The 14543-nt window shown below is 68.6% G+C and carries 12 protein-coding genes; 4 read left to right on the top strand and 8 right to left on the bottom strand.

What is annotated here, in order from left to right; genetic code table 11:
- Positions 1-49 precede the first annotated feature (49 nt).
- Both ACWPN8_RS25920 and ACWPN8_RS25915 read left to right on the top strand, forming a co-directional pair.
- Positions 50-1822: a PTS fructose transporter subunit IIC gene (locus tag ACWPN8_RS25920; protein ID WP_492242825.1), complete on the top strand. Its 1773-nt coding sequence runs from the start codon at positions 50-52 to the stop codon at positions 1820-1822.
- A 156-nt stretch (positions 1823-1978) separates the two neighbouring features.
- Positions 1979-2296 (top strand): hypothetical protein, encoded by a 318-nt coding sequence (locus ACWPN8_RS25915; RefSeq protein WP_492242824.1) that lies wholly within the window; start codon positions 1979-1981, stop codon positions 2294-2296.
- Positions 2297-2311: 15 nt separating this feature from the next.
- On the opposite strand, the gene ACWPN8_RS25910 is transcribed toward ACWPN8_RS25915, so the two are convergent.
- A complete protein-coding gene (locus ACWPN8_RS25910; RefSeq protein ID WP_492242823.1) occupies positions 2312-3211 on the bottom strand; it encodes a LysR substrate-binding domain-containing protein in 900 nt (299 codons plus the stop codon).
- 186 nt (positions 3212-3397) lie between these two features.
- On the opposite strand from ACWPN8_RS25910, the gene ACWPN8_RS25905 reads away from it, so the two are divergent.
- Positions 3398-4516 (top strand): S-(hydroxymethyl)glutathione dehydrogenase/class III alcohol dehydrogenase, encoded by a 1119-nt coding sequence (locus tag ACWPN8_RS25905; RefSeq protein ID WP_492242822.1) that lies wholly within the window; start codon positions 3398-3400, stop codon positions 4514-4516.
- Between the two features lie 84 nt (positions 4517-4600).
- A complete protein-coding gene (fghA, locus tag ACWPN8_RS25900) occupies positions 4601-5452 on the top strand; it encodes an S-formylglutathione hydrolase (RefSeq protein WP_492242821.1) in 852 nt (283 codons plus the stop codon).
- 51 nt (positions 5453-5503) lie between these two features.
- On the opposite strand, the gene ACWPN8_RS25895 is transcribed toward fghA, so the two are convergent.
- The 7 genes from ACWPN8_RS25895 to ACWPN8_RS25865 form a co-directional block, all read right to left on the bottom strand.
- Complete coding sequence (locus ACWPN8_RS25895; RefSeq protein WP_492242820.1) at positions 5504-6652, bottom strand: DUF1513 domain-containing protein; 1149 nt, start codon at positions 6650-6652, stop codon at positions 5504-5506.
- Between the two features lie 2 nt (positions 6653-6654).
- On the bottom strand, positions 6655-7770 hold the full coding sequence (locus ACWPN8_RS25890; protein ID WP_492242819.1) for an imelysin family protein: 1116 nt from the start codon (positions 7768-7770) through the stop codon (positions 6655-6657).
- Positions 7771-7820: 50 nt separating this feature from the next.
- Positions 7821-9107 carry a di-heme oxidoredictase family protein gene (locus tag ACWPN8_RS25885; protein ID WP_492242818.1) on the bottom strand — a complete coding sequence of 429 codons (1287 nt, stop codon included), beginning with the start codon at positions 9105-9107 and terminating at the stop codon, positions 7821-7823.
- On the bottom strand, positions 9100-10584 hold the full coding sequence (locus ACWPN8_RS25880; RefSeq protein ID WP_492242817.1) for a multicopper oxidase family protein: 1485 nt from the start codon (positions 10582-10584) through the stop codon (positions 9100-9102). The genes ACWPN8_RS25885 and ACWPN8_RS25880 overlap by 8 nt, the downstream gene beginning before the upstream one ends.
- Before the next feature lie 142 nt (positions 10585-10726).
- Positions 10727-12001 (bottom strand): imelysin family protein, encoded by a 1275-nt coding sequence (locus ACWPN8_RS25875; RefSeq protein ID WP_492242816.1) that lies wholly within the window; start codon positions 11999-12001, stop codon positions 10727-10729.
- 191 nt (positions 12002-12192) lie between these two features.
- Positions 12193-13338, bottom strand: a complete 1146-nt coding sequence (locus ACWPN8_RS25870) for a trans-sulfuration enzyme family protein (RefSeq protein ID WP_492242815.1) — start codon at positions 13336-13338, stop codon at positions 12193-12195.
- An 88-nt stretch (positions 13339-13426) separates the two neighbouring features.
- Positions 13427-14512 (bottom strand): AbrB family transcriptional regulator, encoded by a 1086-nt coding sequence (locus ACWPN8_RS25865; protein ID WP_492242814.1) that lies wholly within the window; start codon positions 14510-14512, stop codon positions 13427-13429.
- Between the last annotated feature and the right edge of the window lie 31 nt (positions 14513-14543).

The raw sequence follows: 14543 nt of genomic DNA, 5'->3' as shown, positions 1-14543 counted from the left end.
GAAATCAACGCAGTGACAGGCGCGGGCTCGAACCCGCCAGGAGGAAACAATGGCGACCCTGTTGGCCGTGATCGCAGCGGGCGATCTTACCACCCAGGCCGTTCTGGCGGCCGAGGCCCTGCGCAAGGCGGCGGCAAAGGCCGGCCACCGCATCCAGGTGGAGACTCGCACCAGCCTCGGCATCCAGTCTCCGCTCGACGCCGCCGCACTGTCCGCGGCTGACGGGCTGATGCTGGTCGGCAGCGGCGACTTCGACGACGGACGCTTCGCCGCGCTGAAGCGCAGCACCGCCTCGCTCGACGAGGTGCTGGGCAATCCCGCCGCCGTGCTGGAAAAGGCGTTGTCCACATCCTCCGCGTCTGCAAATGCGGCAGCCGGTCCACGCCGGATCGTCGCCATCACCTCCTGCCCGACGGGCATCGCCCACACCTTCATGGCGGCCGAGGGCATCCAGCAGGCGGCGACCGCGCTCGGCCACAAGGTCCGGGTGGAAACCCAGGGCTCCGTCGGTGCGCGCGACACCCTGACCGACGACGAGATCCGCGAGGCGGACGTCGTTCTGATCGCCGCCGACACCCAGATCGACCTGTCTCGCTTTGCCGGCAAGCGCGTGTTCCTCAGCGGCACCAAGCCCGCCATCAACGACGGCAAGGCCCTGGTCAACCGTGCCCTTGCCGAGGCCAAGACCCATGGCGCCGCTGGCGGCGCGGTCCCGCTGGCCGATGCCGTCGCCGCCGGCAAGGCCGAGCGCTCGGCCCAGCGCACCGGCCCCTACAAGCACCTGATGACCGGCGTGTCCTTCATGCTGCCCTTCGTGGTGACGGGCGGCTTGCTGATCGCGCTGGCCTTCGCGCTGGGCGGCATCTACGTCTACGAGGAATCCAACGCCGGCACGCTGGGCTATGCCCTGTTCCAGATCGGCGCCAAGGGTGCCTTCGCCCTGATGGTGCCGGCGCTGGCCGGCTACATCGCCTACTCCATCGCCGACCGTCCCGGCATCGCCCCCGGCATGGTCGGCGGCATGCTGGCCGGCAGCATCGGTGCCGGCTTTCTGGGCGGCATCGTCGCCGGATTCATCGCCGGCTACGGCACCGCCTTCCTCAACCGTCACATCAAGCTGCACCGCAATTTGGAAGGGCTGAAGCCGGTCCTGATCCTGCCGCTGCTGGGCTCGCTGCTGACCGGCCTGCTGATGATCTATGTCGTCGGCACCCCGGTCGCCGAGGCACTGGCCTGGATGAGCGCCTGGCTGAAAGGCATGCAGGGCAGCAGCGCCATCCTGCTCGGCCTGCTGATCGGGGCGATGATGGCCTTCGACATGGGCGGTCCAGTCAACAAGGCGGCCTACGCCTTCTCCACCGGCCTGATCGCCTCCCAGGTCTACACCCCGATGGCCGCCGCCATGGCCGCCGGCATGGTGCCGCCGCTGGGTCTGGCGCTCGCCACCAAGCTGTTCGCCGACCGCTTCACCGCAGAGGAGCGCGAGGCCGGCAACGCCGCCGCGGTCCTGGGCATCGCCTTCATCACAGAGGGCGCCATTCCCTTCGCCGCCCGCGATCCGCTGCGCGTCATCCCGGCGCTGATGATCGGCGGCGCGCTGACCGGTGCGATGTCGATGGCCGTTGGTGCCGAGCTGAAGGTGCCGCATGGCGGCGTCTTCGTCCTGCCGATCCCCAATGCAGTGACGCATCTGCTCGGCTATGTGGTGGCTCTGGTGGTCGGCACGGTGGTGACTGCCGTCGCCCTGCGCATCCTGAAGAAGCCGGTCGCCGCCGCCGCAGCGCCGAAGCCGGTGGTCCAGCAGGCCGGCGCGCACGCCTGATCCCTATTCCTTTCCTCTCGGGCGTCCTCCCGAAACTGGCCCCTCTCCGCTTCCGTGGGGAGGGGCTTTCTTTTTCTCTCCACCCGAAGAATCCGCGCCAGCTTTTGCGGCTCCGCCCGTGGGATCGGTCATGACATCGCCCGGAGTGACCGATCCATGCTCGACGAAAAGCCTGATGTGATGCTGGGCAACATGCTTCTGCATGTAAACCTGTTGGCCCTTGGCACGCTGATGACCAAGATGATGGCGGAGATGTTCCGCAAGGACGAGAATCCGGCCGGCAAGGCGGATGAATGGCTGCGCCTGTTCGAGGCGACCGCCGCGCAGATGACCTTCGCCAACGAGACGCCGGAATGGAGCGACCTGACGGCGCAGGAATTCCGCGACGTGCTGATGCAGCACATCCACCGCGCCCGCGCCATGGCGCTGGGGGAGGAGTGCAACCCGCGCGCTTATCTGCGCCATCACGGCTGAGCGGACCCGTTATCGTCACCGGTACTCCTGCCGCCGCGCCAGCCCGTCCTTCAGGTGCCGGATCGCCGCATGCACTTTCGCCGGAACATGCCGCTTCTGCGGATAGACCGCCCACACCGCCGTATTGGGCGGCCGGTGGCGGTCCAGCAGGGAAACCAGCCGTCCCTCGGCCACCGGGCCGCGCACATAATAATCCGGCAGCTGACAGAGCCCAAACCCGCGCAAAGCCGCGTCCAGCACCGAGAAGCCGCTGTTGCAGCGCCAGCGGCCCCGCGGCCGGAACAGCCAGTCCTGGCCGTTGTCGTCGAACAGCCAGTGGTCGGAGGTGCCGACCAAACACTGGTGGGAGCCGAGGCTGGTCAGGTTGTCCGGGCTGCCGTGGCGTTCCAGATAGGACGGGGCGGCGCACAGATGCATCACGCGCGGGGCGATGCGCGTCGCCACGAGGCTCGATTCGCTGAGGCGGCCAAGCCGGATCGCCAGATCGTAGCCTTCCTGCACCAGATCGAGCTGCCGGTTGGTCAGTTCCACCTCGATGCTCAGCTGCGGGTGGCGCTCCATGAGGTCGTTGATCAGCGGCATGACGAACTGCTCGCCATAGGCGGTGGCGCAGGTCATGCGCAGCACCCCCTTCACATCGCTGTCGCTGCCGCCCTGCAAGGCGCCCACCGCCAGGAAGGCGTCGTCGCGCTGCTCCGCCAGCCGCCGGCAGCGGGCGAGGAAGGCGCGCCCGCTCTCGGTCAGGCTGACCTTGCGGGTGGTGCGGTAGAACAGCCGGGCCTGGAGCCGGTCCTCCAGCCGCGCCACGCTGCGGCTGACATGGGAGGAGGAGACGCGCAGCCGCTCCGCTGCCCGGGAGAAGCTGCCGGTTTCGGCCACCGCCATGAATTCGTCGATGCCGTCCCAGCCGCTCATGGACATTCTCCCAGGGCCATCGGGCCATTATCCCCATACGGCAAAAATCTATTCCCGAAATCGCCGTTCTGGCAATGACCGGTCGCGGTCTACACTGCGGAAATCAAATGCCAATCCTCATTGGCAAACCCGCTTTCGGGGCAAACCCGTTCTCGGGACCAATCCGACTTGGGGAAGGAAACCCACATGGTTCTGTCGCGCGCCGCCGTCGCCTGGGAAGCCAACCGTCCGCTGGAGATCGAAGAGGTCGAGGTCGCGGCCCCCAAGGCCGGCGAGGTGATGGTTCGCATCGTCGCCACCGGTGTCTGCCACACCGATGCCTACACCCTGTCCGGCAAGGATTCCGAAGGCGTCTTCCCCTGCATCCTCGGCCATGAGGGCGGCGGCGTGGTGGTGGAGGTCGGCCCGGGCGTCACGTCGGTGGCGGTGGGCGACCACGTCATCCCGCTCTACACGCCGGAATGCGGCAAGTGCAAATTCTGCCTGTCCGGCAAGACCAACCTGTGCCAGGCGATCCGCGCCACCCAAGGCAAGGGCCTGATGCCCGATGGCACCAGCCGTTTCTCACTGAAGGGCAAGGAGATCGCCCACTATATGGGCACCTCGACCTTCTCCGAATACACGGTCCTGCCGGAGATCGCGCTCGCCAAGATCAACAAGGCGGCGCCGCTTGAGAAGGTCTGCCTGCTGGGCTGCGGCGTCACCACCGGCATGGGTGCGGTGATGAACACCGCGAAGGTGGAGCCGGGCTCGACCGTCGCCATCTTTGGGCTGGGCGGCATCGGCCTGTCGGCCATCATCGGCGCCACCATGGCGAAGGCCAGCCGCATCATCGGCATCGACGTCAACCCGTCGAAGTTCGAGATCGCCAAGCAGCTCGGCGCCACCGACGTCGTCAACCCGATGGACTTCGACCGCCCGATCCAGGAAGTCCTGGTCGAGATGACCGACGGCGGCGTCGATTACAGCTTCGAGTGCATCGGCAACGTCAAGGTGATGCGGGCCGCCCTGGAATGCTGCCACAAGGGATGGGGCAAGTCGGTCATCATCGGCGTCGCCGGCGCTGGCGAGGAGATCGCCACCCGTCCGTTCCAGCTGGTCACCGGCCGCGTCTGGCGCGGCTCCGCCTTCGGTGGCGTCAAGGGCCGGTCGGAGCTACCGGAGTATGTGGAGCGTTATCTGCGCGGCGAATTCGAGCTGGACACCTTCATCACCCACACCATGGGCCTGGAGGACATCAACCATGCCTTCGACCTGATGCATGAGGGCAAGAGCATCCGCTCGGTCATCCTGTACAACCAGTGAGGTGACGCTGGCTCTTTCCCTCGCTCCCTCTATCTGGACCGGGGGAGGGAGCCTTCCGGCCATCGTTTTTCAAAAGGCGCTTCCATGACCGATCCCCTGACCACCCTGTCGGAAACCCGCGTCTTCGGCGGCCGGTTGAAGCGGGTGCGGCACCAGTCCGCGGCGGTGGATTGCGAGATGACCTTCGCGATCTTTCTGCCGCCGCAAGTGGAATCCGGCGCCACGGTGCCGGTCTTCTACTGGCTGTCGGGACTGACCTGCACCGACGAGAACTTCACCCAGAAGGCCGGTGCCTTCCGCGTCGCGGCGGAGCTTGGTCTCGCCATCGTCGCTCCCGACACCAGCCCGCGCGGCGAGGGGGTGCCCGGCGACCCCGACAATTCCTGGGATTTCGGGCTCGGCGCCGGGTTCTATGTCGATGCGACCGAACAGCCCTGGGCGCGCCATTACCGGATGCACGACTATGTGACGCGGGAATTGCCGGCGCTGGTCGAGGCAAATTATCCGGTCACCGACAAGCGGTCGGTCGCAGGCCATTCGATGGGCGGGCATGGCGCGCTGGTCTGCGCGCTGAAACATCCGGGCTTCTACAAGGCGGTGTCGGCCTTCGCCCCCATCGTCAACCCGGCCGCGGTGCCCTGGGGCGAGAAGGCCTTTGGCCGTTATCTCGGCCCCGACCGCGACCGCTGGCTGGAGTGGGACGCCTGTGCGCTGATCGAGACTGCCGCCGAGCGGCTGCCGATCCTGATCGACCAGGGTGACCGCGACGGCTTTCTAGAGGCGCAGCTGAAGCCGGAGACGCTGGTCGCCGCGGCGGAGGCGGTCGGTCACTTGGTGACGCTGCGGATGCAGCCGGGCTACGACCACAGCTACTTCTTCATCAGCACCTTCATCGAGGACCATCTGCGCCACCATGCGGCGGCGCTGCTGGCATGAGATGCCGAACGGGCAGGGGGCAAAACTCGCCCCCTGCCTCGAGGCCTTCCGTCAGGCCACGCGCCGCGTCAGGTGGTTGTCCCAGCGGAAGGCCGGCGCCTTGCGCTCCGGTCCCGCCTCGGCGCTCACCGAGACCGGCTCGATCACGCCGAGCCCGCTGGTTGCCAGATAACCGTCGCCGTTCGGCGCCAGACCGCAACCGTCGGCCAGCGCGGTGGAGCCCAGCCAAGCCCCGCTCGCCGCATCCCACAGCCCGATGATCCCGCCCATCGGCGAGCTGGCCGCCACGGTTCTGCCGTCCGACGCCACGCTGCCGATATAGCCCTGCATGCGCGACAGCACATCCTCCGGGGTGTCGAACAGGCGGATGGCGCCGCCACCGGGACGGTGGGCGCCGGTCAGCGGCTGGAGCATGCCGATGGGCCGCTCGTCCTGCACGCCGAAGGCGATCCCGCCATCCTCGAGCAGGGCGATGTGGCGCATACCGAGGTTGGCGTGCTCTTCCGGCAGCCGGACCTTGTCGAGCAGCTTGCCGGTGGTTGCGTCGACATAGGTCAGCGAGCTGTCCATGCTGTCGAGGTTCAGCTTGGCCCGGCCGGTATCGGGGTGGGTGATGACGCCGCCGTTGGCGACCGCCAGCGTCGTGCCGTCGCGCATCAGGATCAACTCGTGCGGCCCCAGCCCATGGGTGGGGATGGCGCCGATGCGGCGGTAATTGTCGGTGGCGTCATAGATGCCGATGGCGCCCTCTTCGCGCGGCACATCGTCCTCGGCAACGAAGAGGGTGCGACCGTCGGCCGAATAGTCGCCATGGCCGGTGAAGCGGCGGTCGTCCGGCGCCCGCACCACCGGGCCGGGGGTGCCGTCCGCCAGCGACAGCGTCTGGAACCAGCGGCCGGGCCGGCGGGCGAAGACGGCGGCCTCCGCCATGCCGGGCCGGGGCATGATGCCATGGGCGCGGCCGGGGGTGGCGGTGGTGAACAGCACCTTGCCGGTGCGGTCGAGTGCGGCGACGCCGAAGCTCGGCTCCGCCCCGGCGGTGGCATAGGCGTTGAGGTAGAGCGTGTCGGCGTCGGCGGCATGGGCCTTGCCCGTCAGCACCGCCAGCAGCCCACCCGACAGGCCGGCGCCTGACAGCACGCGCCCACCGAAAACCCTCCCGGCCAGCAGACTCAGGATGTTCCTGCGGTCGACCGCCATCGTCAGTCTCCGTCCAATTCGTTGAAGCCGAGAGTGATGTCCAGCAGCGGCGCCAGCGTGCCCAGCATCTCCACCCGCGCCGCCTTGACCAACCGCAGCGCGCTCTCGGTCTTCTTGCGGGCGGCGGGATCGGTGACCGCCTTGTTAAGCGGGCCGGGGACCGCCTCGACAGCGCTGATGGCGGAGGCGAAACTTTCATCGATGGCTTGCTTGGCGGTGGCGCCGTCGTCGTTGGCGGGCAGCAGCGAGACGAAACCCGGACCACCATGCTCGCCCATCAGCAGGGCGCGCAGCCCCTCCAGGTTCAGCACGACATTGCGCAGCGACCGGCCGCTGCGCAGCGCCTCCACCACCGTCGGCTTGGCATCCTCGATGCTCGTGCCGAGCGGGGCGATCAGTTTCTGGTCGATCACCACCTGCATCGCGGTGATGGCTGAGGCGTAGAGCGTGTTCACCGCTTCCGAAGCATTGGGGCCGAGAACGGTCGACTGTCCGGCGGCGAGGGGCGCCTCCAGCTCCTTCCACCCGTCGCGCGCATCGGTGGCGATGGCGGCGATGTTGCGGGCGGCGGCCGCGGCGAGCCTGGCGCGGTACTGCTTGGCATCGCTGCCGGTGAAGCCGTCGGCGGTGACGCCCTCGTCGAACAGCAGCCGCTCCAGCACGGTCAGCCCCTGGACGGCGGCACTCTGGCGGGCGAGCGCGCCGGGCTCCAGCAGCTTGGGATCATGGTCGCGCAGGATCTGGCCGATCTGGCGCTGGACCACGCCCGGCCGCTCCGGCCAGAACGACATGCGGTCGGCCCGCAGATTCATGGTCAGCGGGCCGGGGCGCAGATGCTGCACGGCGGCCCAACCGTCGGTGACCTTGAAATGGGCGGCGCGCGCCTCATCGAGCCCGGCGGCGGTGGGGCCGGCGGCAAAACGGTCGAGCGTATCGGCATAGGCGGTGGCTGCCGTCACCAGCGCATCGAAGCGGGGCAGGGCATGGGTGCGGACCATGCCGCCCAGGAAGGCGGCATCCTTGTCCGACTGGCGGGCGGCGAAGGCCGGCGTCCGCGGCAGCAGGGCCGCCACGGCAGCGGCGGCCGACATCAGTCCCAGCACTATGCGGCGTCGCATACGATCAATCCCTTCTGCCTTTAACGTGGAGCGAACCCCCCGCCCTTCCTTTACAAACCCAGCACGTAACGCACCAGACGTTTCCGGTCCTCGCCCGGCAGAGACTTGAAGCGGTCCTTCGCCGTTTCCGCCTCGCCGCCATGCCACAGGATCGCTTCGGTGACGCTGCGGGCGCGCCCGTCATGCAGAAGCGACAGCTGCCCATCCTTGGCCGCGAGCCGGTTCAAGCCCCACAGCGGCGTGGTGCGCCAGTCCGACCCGTTAGCCTCGCCCATCGGCAGCCGGTCGCCCAGCCCGGGGCCCAGGTCGTGGAGAAGCATGTCGCTGTGCGGGAAGATGTCGCGGTTGGACAGCGACGGATGCTCGGCATCCTCTCCCGTGCGCCAGGTCGGGCGGTGGCAGGCGGCACAGCCGGTGTCGGCGAACAGCGCGGTGCCGGCCTTGTCCTTCGGCATCTCCAGGCTGCCGTCGGGCGGCAGGTCACGCAGGTAGCCGTCGATCAGGCCGATGACGGTGCTGGGGATCTCGAGCCCCTCGAACTGCTTGGAATCGCCGTGGGGAGCGTTGCGGCAGGCGGTCTGTGCCGGGGTACAGTCGCCCCAGGGCTCCGGGAAGGCCGGGGTCGACATGCCAATATCCAGGCTGAAGGCCTCCGCATCCTGATGGTCCAGGGTGGGGTGCATCGCCTTCCAGCCGAAGCGGCCGACCTGCCGCTTGCCGTCCACCGTCACATAATTCACCCGCCCGGCGACCGGACCGCCGGAGGCGGCCTGCTTGGCGGCTTCGGCTTCGATGGCCTCGGCCGGAATGCGGTCGAGCAGGCCCATGCCGTGAACGCGCGGCGGCACGCGGGCGGACATCACCGTCGTTTCGGCCAGCGGGCCATAGCCGAGATCCTCGACCACCGGCGTCGGGTGGCGCAGCCGGACGGTTTCGCCGTCGGGGAAGCGGACCGTCTCCTCGCGGTAGGTGACGCGGGGACGGCCTTCGACCAGTTGGCCCGGAATGGCGTTGGACTGGATCTGCCGGCCATAGACCGGATCGGCGTTCAGCTTGATCGCATAGCCGACGCCCTGGTCGTCCTTCACCGCCGGATCGGGCGGCCGGCCGCCGGCGCCACGCGGATGGCAGGTGGCGCAGGAGCGGGCGTTGTAGAGCGGACCGAGCCCGTCCGCCGCCTGCGTCGCGGTGGGCGCCGCCACCCACATGCGGCGGAACAGCGCCTCGCCGATGCGGTTGTCGAGGCTGTCGGCGGCCTGGGCGGTGACAGGGGTGGCCTGAGCTGCGAGAAGCAGCGCAGCGGTGAAAACGCTGCGGAAATTGATAAAATCAGGCAACGCGGATGTATCCCATCATGCCGGTGTCCTGATGTTCGATGATGTGGCAGTGGAACATCCAGTCGCCGGGATTGTCGGCCTTGATGGCGACGCGCAGCCGCTCCTTCGGCTCCAGCAGCACCGTGTCGGCATGGTGGGGCACCACCTTGCGGGCATCGGAGGACAGCACCTTGAAGGTGTAGCCGTGGATGTGGATCGGGTGAAGGTGCGGCGTCAGGTTGGCCAGCTCGAAGATGTAGCTCCGGCCCTTCTCCAGCGTGATCAGCGGCGGCGGCAGGCGTTCATGCCCGCCCTCCGGCCAGCTCTGCTGGTTGATCGCCCAGAAGGTCTTCGCCGACAGGCACAGCGCGTCGGCATAGGGCAGGCCGGGCAGAGCCGCCGCGTCGAAGCTCTGCGCCACCGCAGTGGCGGAGAAGGCCATCGGGATGATCGGCGCGTCCTTCAAATCCGGCTCCGGAATGGCTGAGGCGGGCAGGGCGCGCGGCTTGAACCGCTTGTTGGGCCGGGCGGGTCCGACGGCGCGGAAGGTGGCGAGCGGCCGGGGTTCGGCCGAATAGACATTGGTCAGCCGCAGGGTCTGGCCGGCCTTGGCGGGTGCACGGAACAGCACGTCGATGCGCATTGCCGGCCCCATCGGCCAGCCATCCAGCGGGCGGGGCGGCAGCGGATTGCCGTCGACCGCGATGATCCAGGCCTCGGCCCCCTCAACCCGCAGATCGACCACGCGGGTGCTGTCGATGTTGTAGAGACGGGCGCGGATGTCGCCATTGGCGGGAACCTCGATCACCGGCTCGATGGCGCCGTTGACGGTCGAGACGCTGCCGAAGGTGCCGGCGCGCGAGGCGCCGCGGTCGGTCATGAACGTGCCGAACGTGCCGGTCTTGTCCAACTGCCAGTCCTTGACCAGGCAGACGACGTCGGCATCGACCTTCGGCGCGTCCGGCTCCTCGACGATCAGGACGCCGGCAAGGCCGCGGCCCAGCAGTTCCACCGTGTTGCAATGGGGATGGAAGAAGAAGGACCCGGAATCGGGCGGGGTGAATTCATAGACGTGGCGCTCGCCCGGTTTGGTCGGCGGCTGGGTCAGATAGGGCACGCCGTCTTCCAGGTTCGGCAGGCGGATGCCGTGCCAGTGGACCGAGGTGTGCTCGTCCAGCCCGTTCACCAGGGTGGCGCGCAACCGCTGGCCCTTGCGCATGCGGATGATCGGGCCGGGAAAGCTGTCGGCATAGGTGATCAGCGGCGACAGCCCGGCCGGTTCCGGCAGGATGCGCAGCATCCGCTGCCGGGCGACCAACTCGACCTCGACCAGCTCGCCGGCGGCGGTGACAGGTGTCGGGCCGGCGAGACTGGCCTTCAGCGCGCCGGCATCGGGGGCGGCAAGGCCGGTTCCGCCCAGCGCCGTCGCCGCGACGGCGGCGCCCCCGGCGCGCAGGAGGGTGCGACGGGACAGGGTGGGGGCGGGGCGATGCGGCATGACGGCGGTCCAAAAAACTTCAGGCAGGATAAAGACCGGCTCCGGTCCCTTTGCCATCCCCCGCCGGGTCGGCCCGGAAGGGAAGCTCGGGGGAAACTGTCCTGCGCGGGAGGGCGCGGGACCGGAGCCGGGCAGGCCGTGCTTACTTACCGACCTTCGACGGGTCGTCGAGGCTGTCGGAGCCCTTGACATCGACCGAGACGCCCAACGCGGCGACGGCGCCTTCCAGCGCCTTCTTCTGGGCGACGAGGCCGTCGATGCCGGCGGACACCAGCTTGTTGCCCTCGTCGTTGTCGGCGGCGATCATCTGGTCGTAGGCCATCTTGCCGCTGTCGGCGGTGTCCTTGATCGCCTGCATCGCCTTCATGGTGTTGGCCAGGGCGGTCTTGACCGCAGCGTCGGCGTCGGCGGACTTGGCGGCGACCAGCTGCGACAGCGAGGCGCCCGAGACGGTCTTGCCGTCGGTGCGCTTGTAGCTGCCGTTGTAGACGTTCACCATGCCGACTTCGTCGTAATAGTGCGAGTTGTGGGTGTTGTCGGAGAAGCAGTCATGCTCCTCTTCCGGATCGTGCAGCATGAGGCCGAGCTTCATGCGCTCGCCCGCCAGTTCGCCATAGCTCAGCGAACCCAGGCCGGTCAGCATGCGGCCGACGCCTTCGCTCTCCGGAGCCTTGGCAATGGAGGCGCGCGCCTTGCCCTTGGCGGCCCAATCGGCAGTCATTTCCGACAGGTCGTCGACCAGCATCTGGGTGGCGACCTTCAGATACTGGACCCGGCGGTCGCAATGGCCGTTGGTGCAGTCCTTGCCCTTGCCATAGTCGGTGGCCTTGCGCTCACCGGCCCCCGGACCGGTGCCGTGCAGATCCTGGCCCCACAGCAGGAATTCGATGGCGTGGTAGCCGGTGGCGACGTTCGCCTCGACCTTGCCGGCGCCGTGCAGCTTGTCGGTCAGCAGGTCCTTGGTGATCTTGGAGGCGTTGATGGTCTTGCCGCCGGCCGTGATCTTCGGGTTGGCGATGACGTTCGCCTTGGCGTAGGGGTTGCTCTCGCCGCCGGCATAGCCGTCGTCGACATAGTCGATCAGGCCCTCGTCCAGCGGCCAGGCATTCACCTTGCCTTCCCATTCGTCGACGATCGGATTGCCGAAGCGGAAGGCTTCCGTCTGCATGTACGGAACGCGGGCGGCCTTCCAGGCGTCGCGCGCCTTCGCCAGATTGTCCTCGGTCGGGTTGGCGACCAGGGCGTCCACCGCCTTCTTCAGCGCCTTGGCGCCGTTGGTGGCGTCCTCATAGGCGGCATGGGCGATGTCGGCGTAGTTCTTCGCCACGTCCTTGTAGGCCGGACCGGCAGCCTGGGCACCGTACGGCAGCAGGGCAACGACGGCTACGGCGGCGAAGCCGGCAGCGCGCTTCGACATGGAGGTCTCCTCGAACGTCGGTGGTCGGTAATGACAGCAAGTGCGACTTATTCTCAGCGAATAACGTCGCGAATCATTCTCACTGTCAAGCCCTATCCGCGTTGGGGGTACTCGGAAATGCGCAGGCTCCGCCATGCCGCGTCGATATGTCCCGCCGACCCGTCCCACGGGCGGCGGGAGGTGGACGGTCCTCAGCCCTGTCCGAGCGCCTGCGACAGATCCTCATAAAGGTCGTCCGGCGACTCCAGCCCGACCGACAGGCGCAGCAGGTCGCCCGGCACCGGAGAGCTTGGCCCTTCGATGCTGGCCCGATGTTCGATCAGGCTTTCCACCCCGCCGAGCGAGGTGGCGCGGCGCCAGATCTCGACACGGGCGGCGGTGTCGATGGCCGCCTGGGTGCCGCCCTTCACGCGGACGGACAGCATGCCGCCATAGCCGCCGCTCATCTGGCGCGATGCGATGCCGTGGCCGGGGAAGCCCGGCAGGCCGGGATAGAGCACCTCGGCCACCCGCGGATGGGCGGACAGCCGCTCGGCCAGGGCCATGGCGGCGTCGCTCTGCCAGCGGACGCGGGCGAACAGGGTGCGCAGGCCGCGCTGCAGCAGCCAAGCCTCGAAGCTGCCGAGGATGCCGCCCTGCTGGGTCTGCACCGCCTTGATCCGGGCCCAGAACTCGTCCTTGCGGGCGGCGGTCAGGGTGCCGGCGACGACGTCGGAATGGCCGTTGAGATACTTGGTCGCCGAATGCATGACGATGTCGGCGCCCAGTTCCAGCGGACGGGTCAGCACCGGGGTGGCGACCGTGCTGTCCACCGCCAGCCAGGCCCCCGCCTCGTGCGCCAGTTCGGCGACGGCGGCGATGTCGGTGACGGTCCACAGCGGGTTGGCCGGGGTTTCCACCCACACCAGCCGCGTCTGGCCGGGGCGGAGTGCGGCGCGCACTGCGTCGGTGTCGCTGGTGTCGACGCCCTCGACCTTCAGCCCCCAGCGGGTGGCCGGACCGTGCACCCAGTTGCGGAAGGCCCAGTACATCACGTCGGGCACAATCACATGGTCGCCGGGGTCCAGCGCCTGGAACACGGCGGTCGCAGCCGCCATGCCGGAGGCGAACAGCAGCGTGTCGACGCCCTTTTCCAGCTCGGTGATGGTCCTTGCCGGAATATCGAAGGTGGGGTTGTCGGCACGGGCATAGACCCGGCCGCGGCCATAGCCGTTGTCGGCATCCCGGACATAGGTGGTGGACGGGTGGATCGGCGGGATGACCGCGCCACTGGCCGCATCCTCAAAGCCCAGGGCGCCGGCGGCGATGGTTTCGGGACGGTGGGGACGGTCGGTCATTGCCGGGGCACTCCGGGATCGGTCATGAAAGGGGGGGTATCAAGGATACGTCTGCCCGACACCGGGACGCAATGGCGCCGCGCAACCGTCAGGCGTAGCGTGCGATCAGGCGGGCGAGCGGCGGCCCGGACAGCACCACCACGAAAAGCCGCAGGGTTTGCAGGGCCAGCACGAGTGGCAAATCAACCCCGCTGCCCAGCGCGATCACCACCACCGAATCGAGTCCTCCAGGGCTGGTGGCGAGGAAGGCGGTCAGCGGGTCGGTCGGCAGCAGCGTGACCAGCACCCAGGCCGACAGGCTGCACAGGGCGATCATGAGCCCGGTCGACAGCAGCATCTGCGGCACGGCACGCAGGGCGTGGCTCAGCACCTCGCGGGTGAAGCGCAGGCCGATGCTCCAGCCGATGACGGTGTAGGTGATGGTCAGCAGCGCGTGCGGCAGTTGCAGGGTCACGCCCGCACCGGTCTGGACCAGTGCGCCCAGCACCATCGGCACCAGAAGGGCACCGGAGGGAATGCGGAAGCGGTGGCCGATCCAGCCGCCCGCCGCGGCGACCAGAAGCGTCGCCGCCAGCCCGCGCAGGTCCAGCGCCTCCACCGGGGCCACCGGGATGGCGGAGCCCTGCGAACCGGCGGTCAGCGCATGCGTCACCAGCGAGGCGCTGAGCACCACCAGCACGACGCGCAGATACTGCATCACCGCGACCAGCCGGACGTCAGCGCCATAGTCGCCGGCCATGGCGACCATGGCGGAGGCCGCACCCGGCGACACGCCCCAGGCCGCGGTGGTGCCGGGCAGGCTGCCGTAGCGGACGAACAGCCAGCCGACGATGCCGCTGACCAGCACCGTCAGCCCGACGGTTCCCAGCATCAGCGGCCAGTTTTCTGCGATGGACAGCAGGATCGACGAGGTGACGGCATGGGCGACGAGACAGCCGATGATCGCCTGCGCCATGGTGAAGCCCGAGGCCGGAACGCGGATGGTGGCGCCGCCGACGCCCAGCGCGATGGCGGCGATCATCGGCCCGATCAGCCAAGCCGCCGGCAGCCCGGCCGCATCGAGCCCCAGCGTCGCCGCCGCGGACAGGGCGAGCAGTCCCGCCCATTGCGCAATTTTCCGCAGGCGGAGCCCCCAACGGTCGCCGTTTCCGCCACCATCCTTTGCGCTGACCACGAAACCATACCTGCACGAATGAATCTCGACC

The organism is Azospirillum sp. UENF 112521, from assembly GCF_058780665.1.
Note: the sequence above shows the minus strand (reverse complement) of the source record. Positions and strands in the feature narration are given on the sequence as shown.

Coding starts and splice junctions, on each gene's coding strand:
- ACWPN8_RS25905 (WP_492242822.1), top strand. CDS start 3,398: ATGGTTCTGTCGCGCGCCGCCGTCGCCTGGGAAGCCAACCGTCCGCTG.
- ACWPN8_RS25890 (WP_492242819.1), bottom strand. CDS start 7,770: ATGCGACGCCGCATAGTGCTGGGACTGATGTCGGCCGCCGCTGCCGTG.
- ACWPN8_RS25910 (WP_492242823.1), bottom strand. CDS start 3,211: ATGAGCGGCTGGGACGGCATCGACGAATTCATGGCGGTGGCCGAAACC.
- ACWPN8_RS25915 (WP_492242824.1), top strand. CDS start 1,979: ATGCTCGACGAAAAGCCTGATGTGATGCTGGGCAACATGCTTCTGCAT.
- ACWPN8_RS25895 (WP_492242820.1), bottom strand. CDS start 6,652: ATGGCGGTCGACCGCAGGAACATCCTGAGTCTGCTGGCCGGGAGGGTT.
- ACWPN8_RS25880 (WP_492242817.1), bottom strand. CDS start 10,584: ATGCCGCATCGCCCCGCCCCCACCCTGTCCCGTCGCACCCTCCTGCGC.
- ACWPN8_RS25875 (WP_492242816.1), bottom strand. CDS start 12,001: ATGTCGAAGCGCGCTGCCGGCTTCGCCGCCGTAGCCGTCGTTGCCCTG.
- ACWPN8_RS25870 (WP_492242815.1), bottom strand. CDS start 13,338: ATGACCGACCGTCCCCACCGTCCCGAAACCATCGCCGCCGGCGCCCTG.
- ACWPN8_RS25920 (WP_492242825.1), top strand. CDS start 50: ATGGCGACCCTGTTGGCCGTGATCGCAGCGGGCGATCTTACCACCCAG.
- fghA (WP_492242821.1), top strand. CDS start 4,601: ATGACCGATCCCCTGACCACCCTGTCGGAAACCCGCGTCTTCGGCGGC.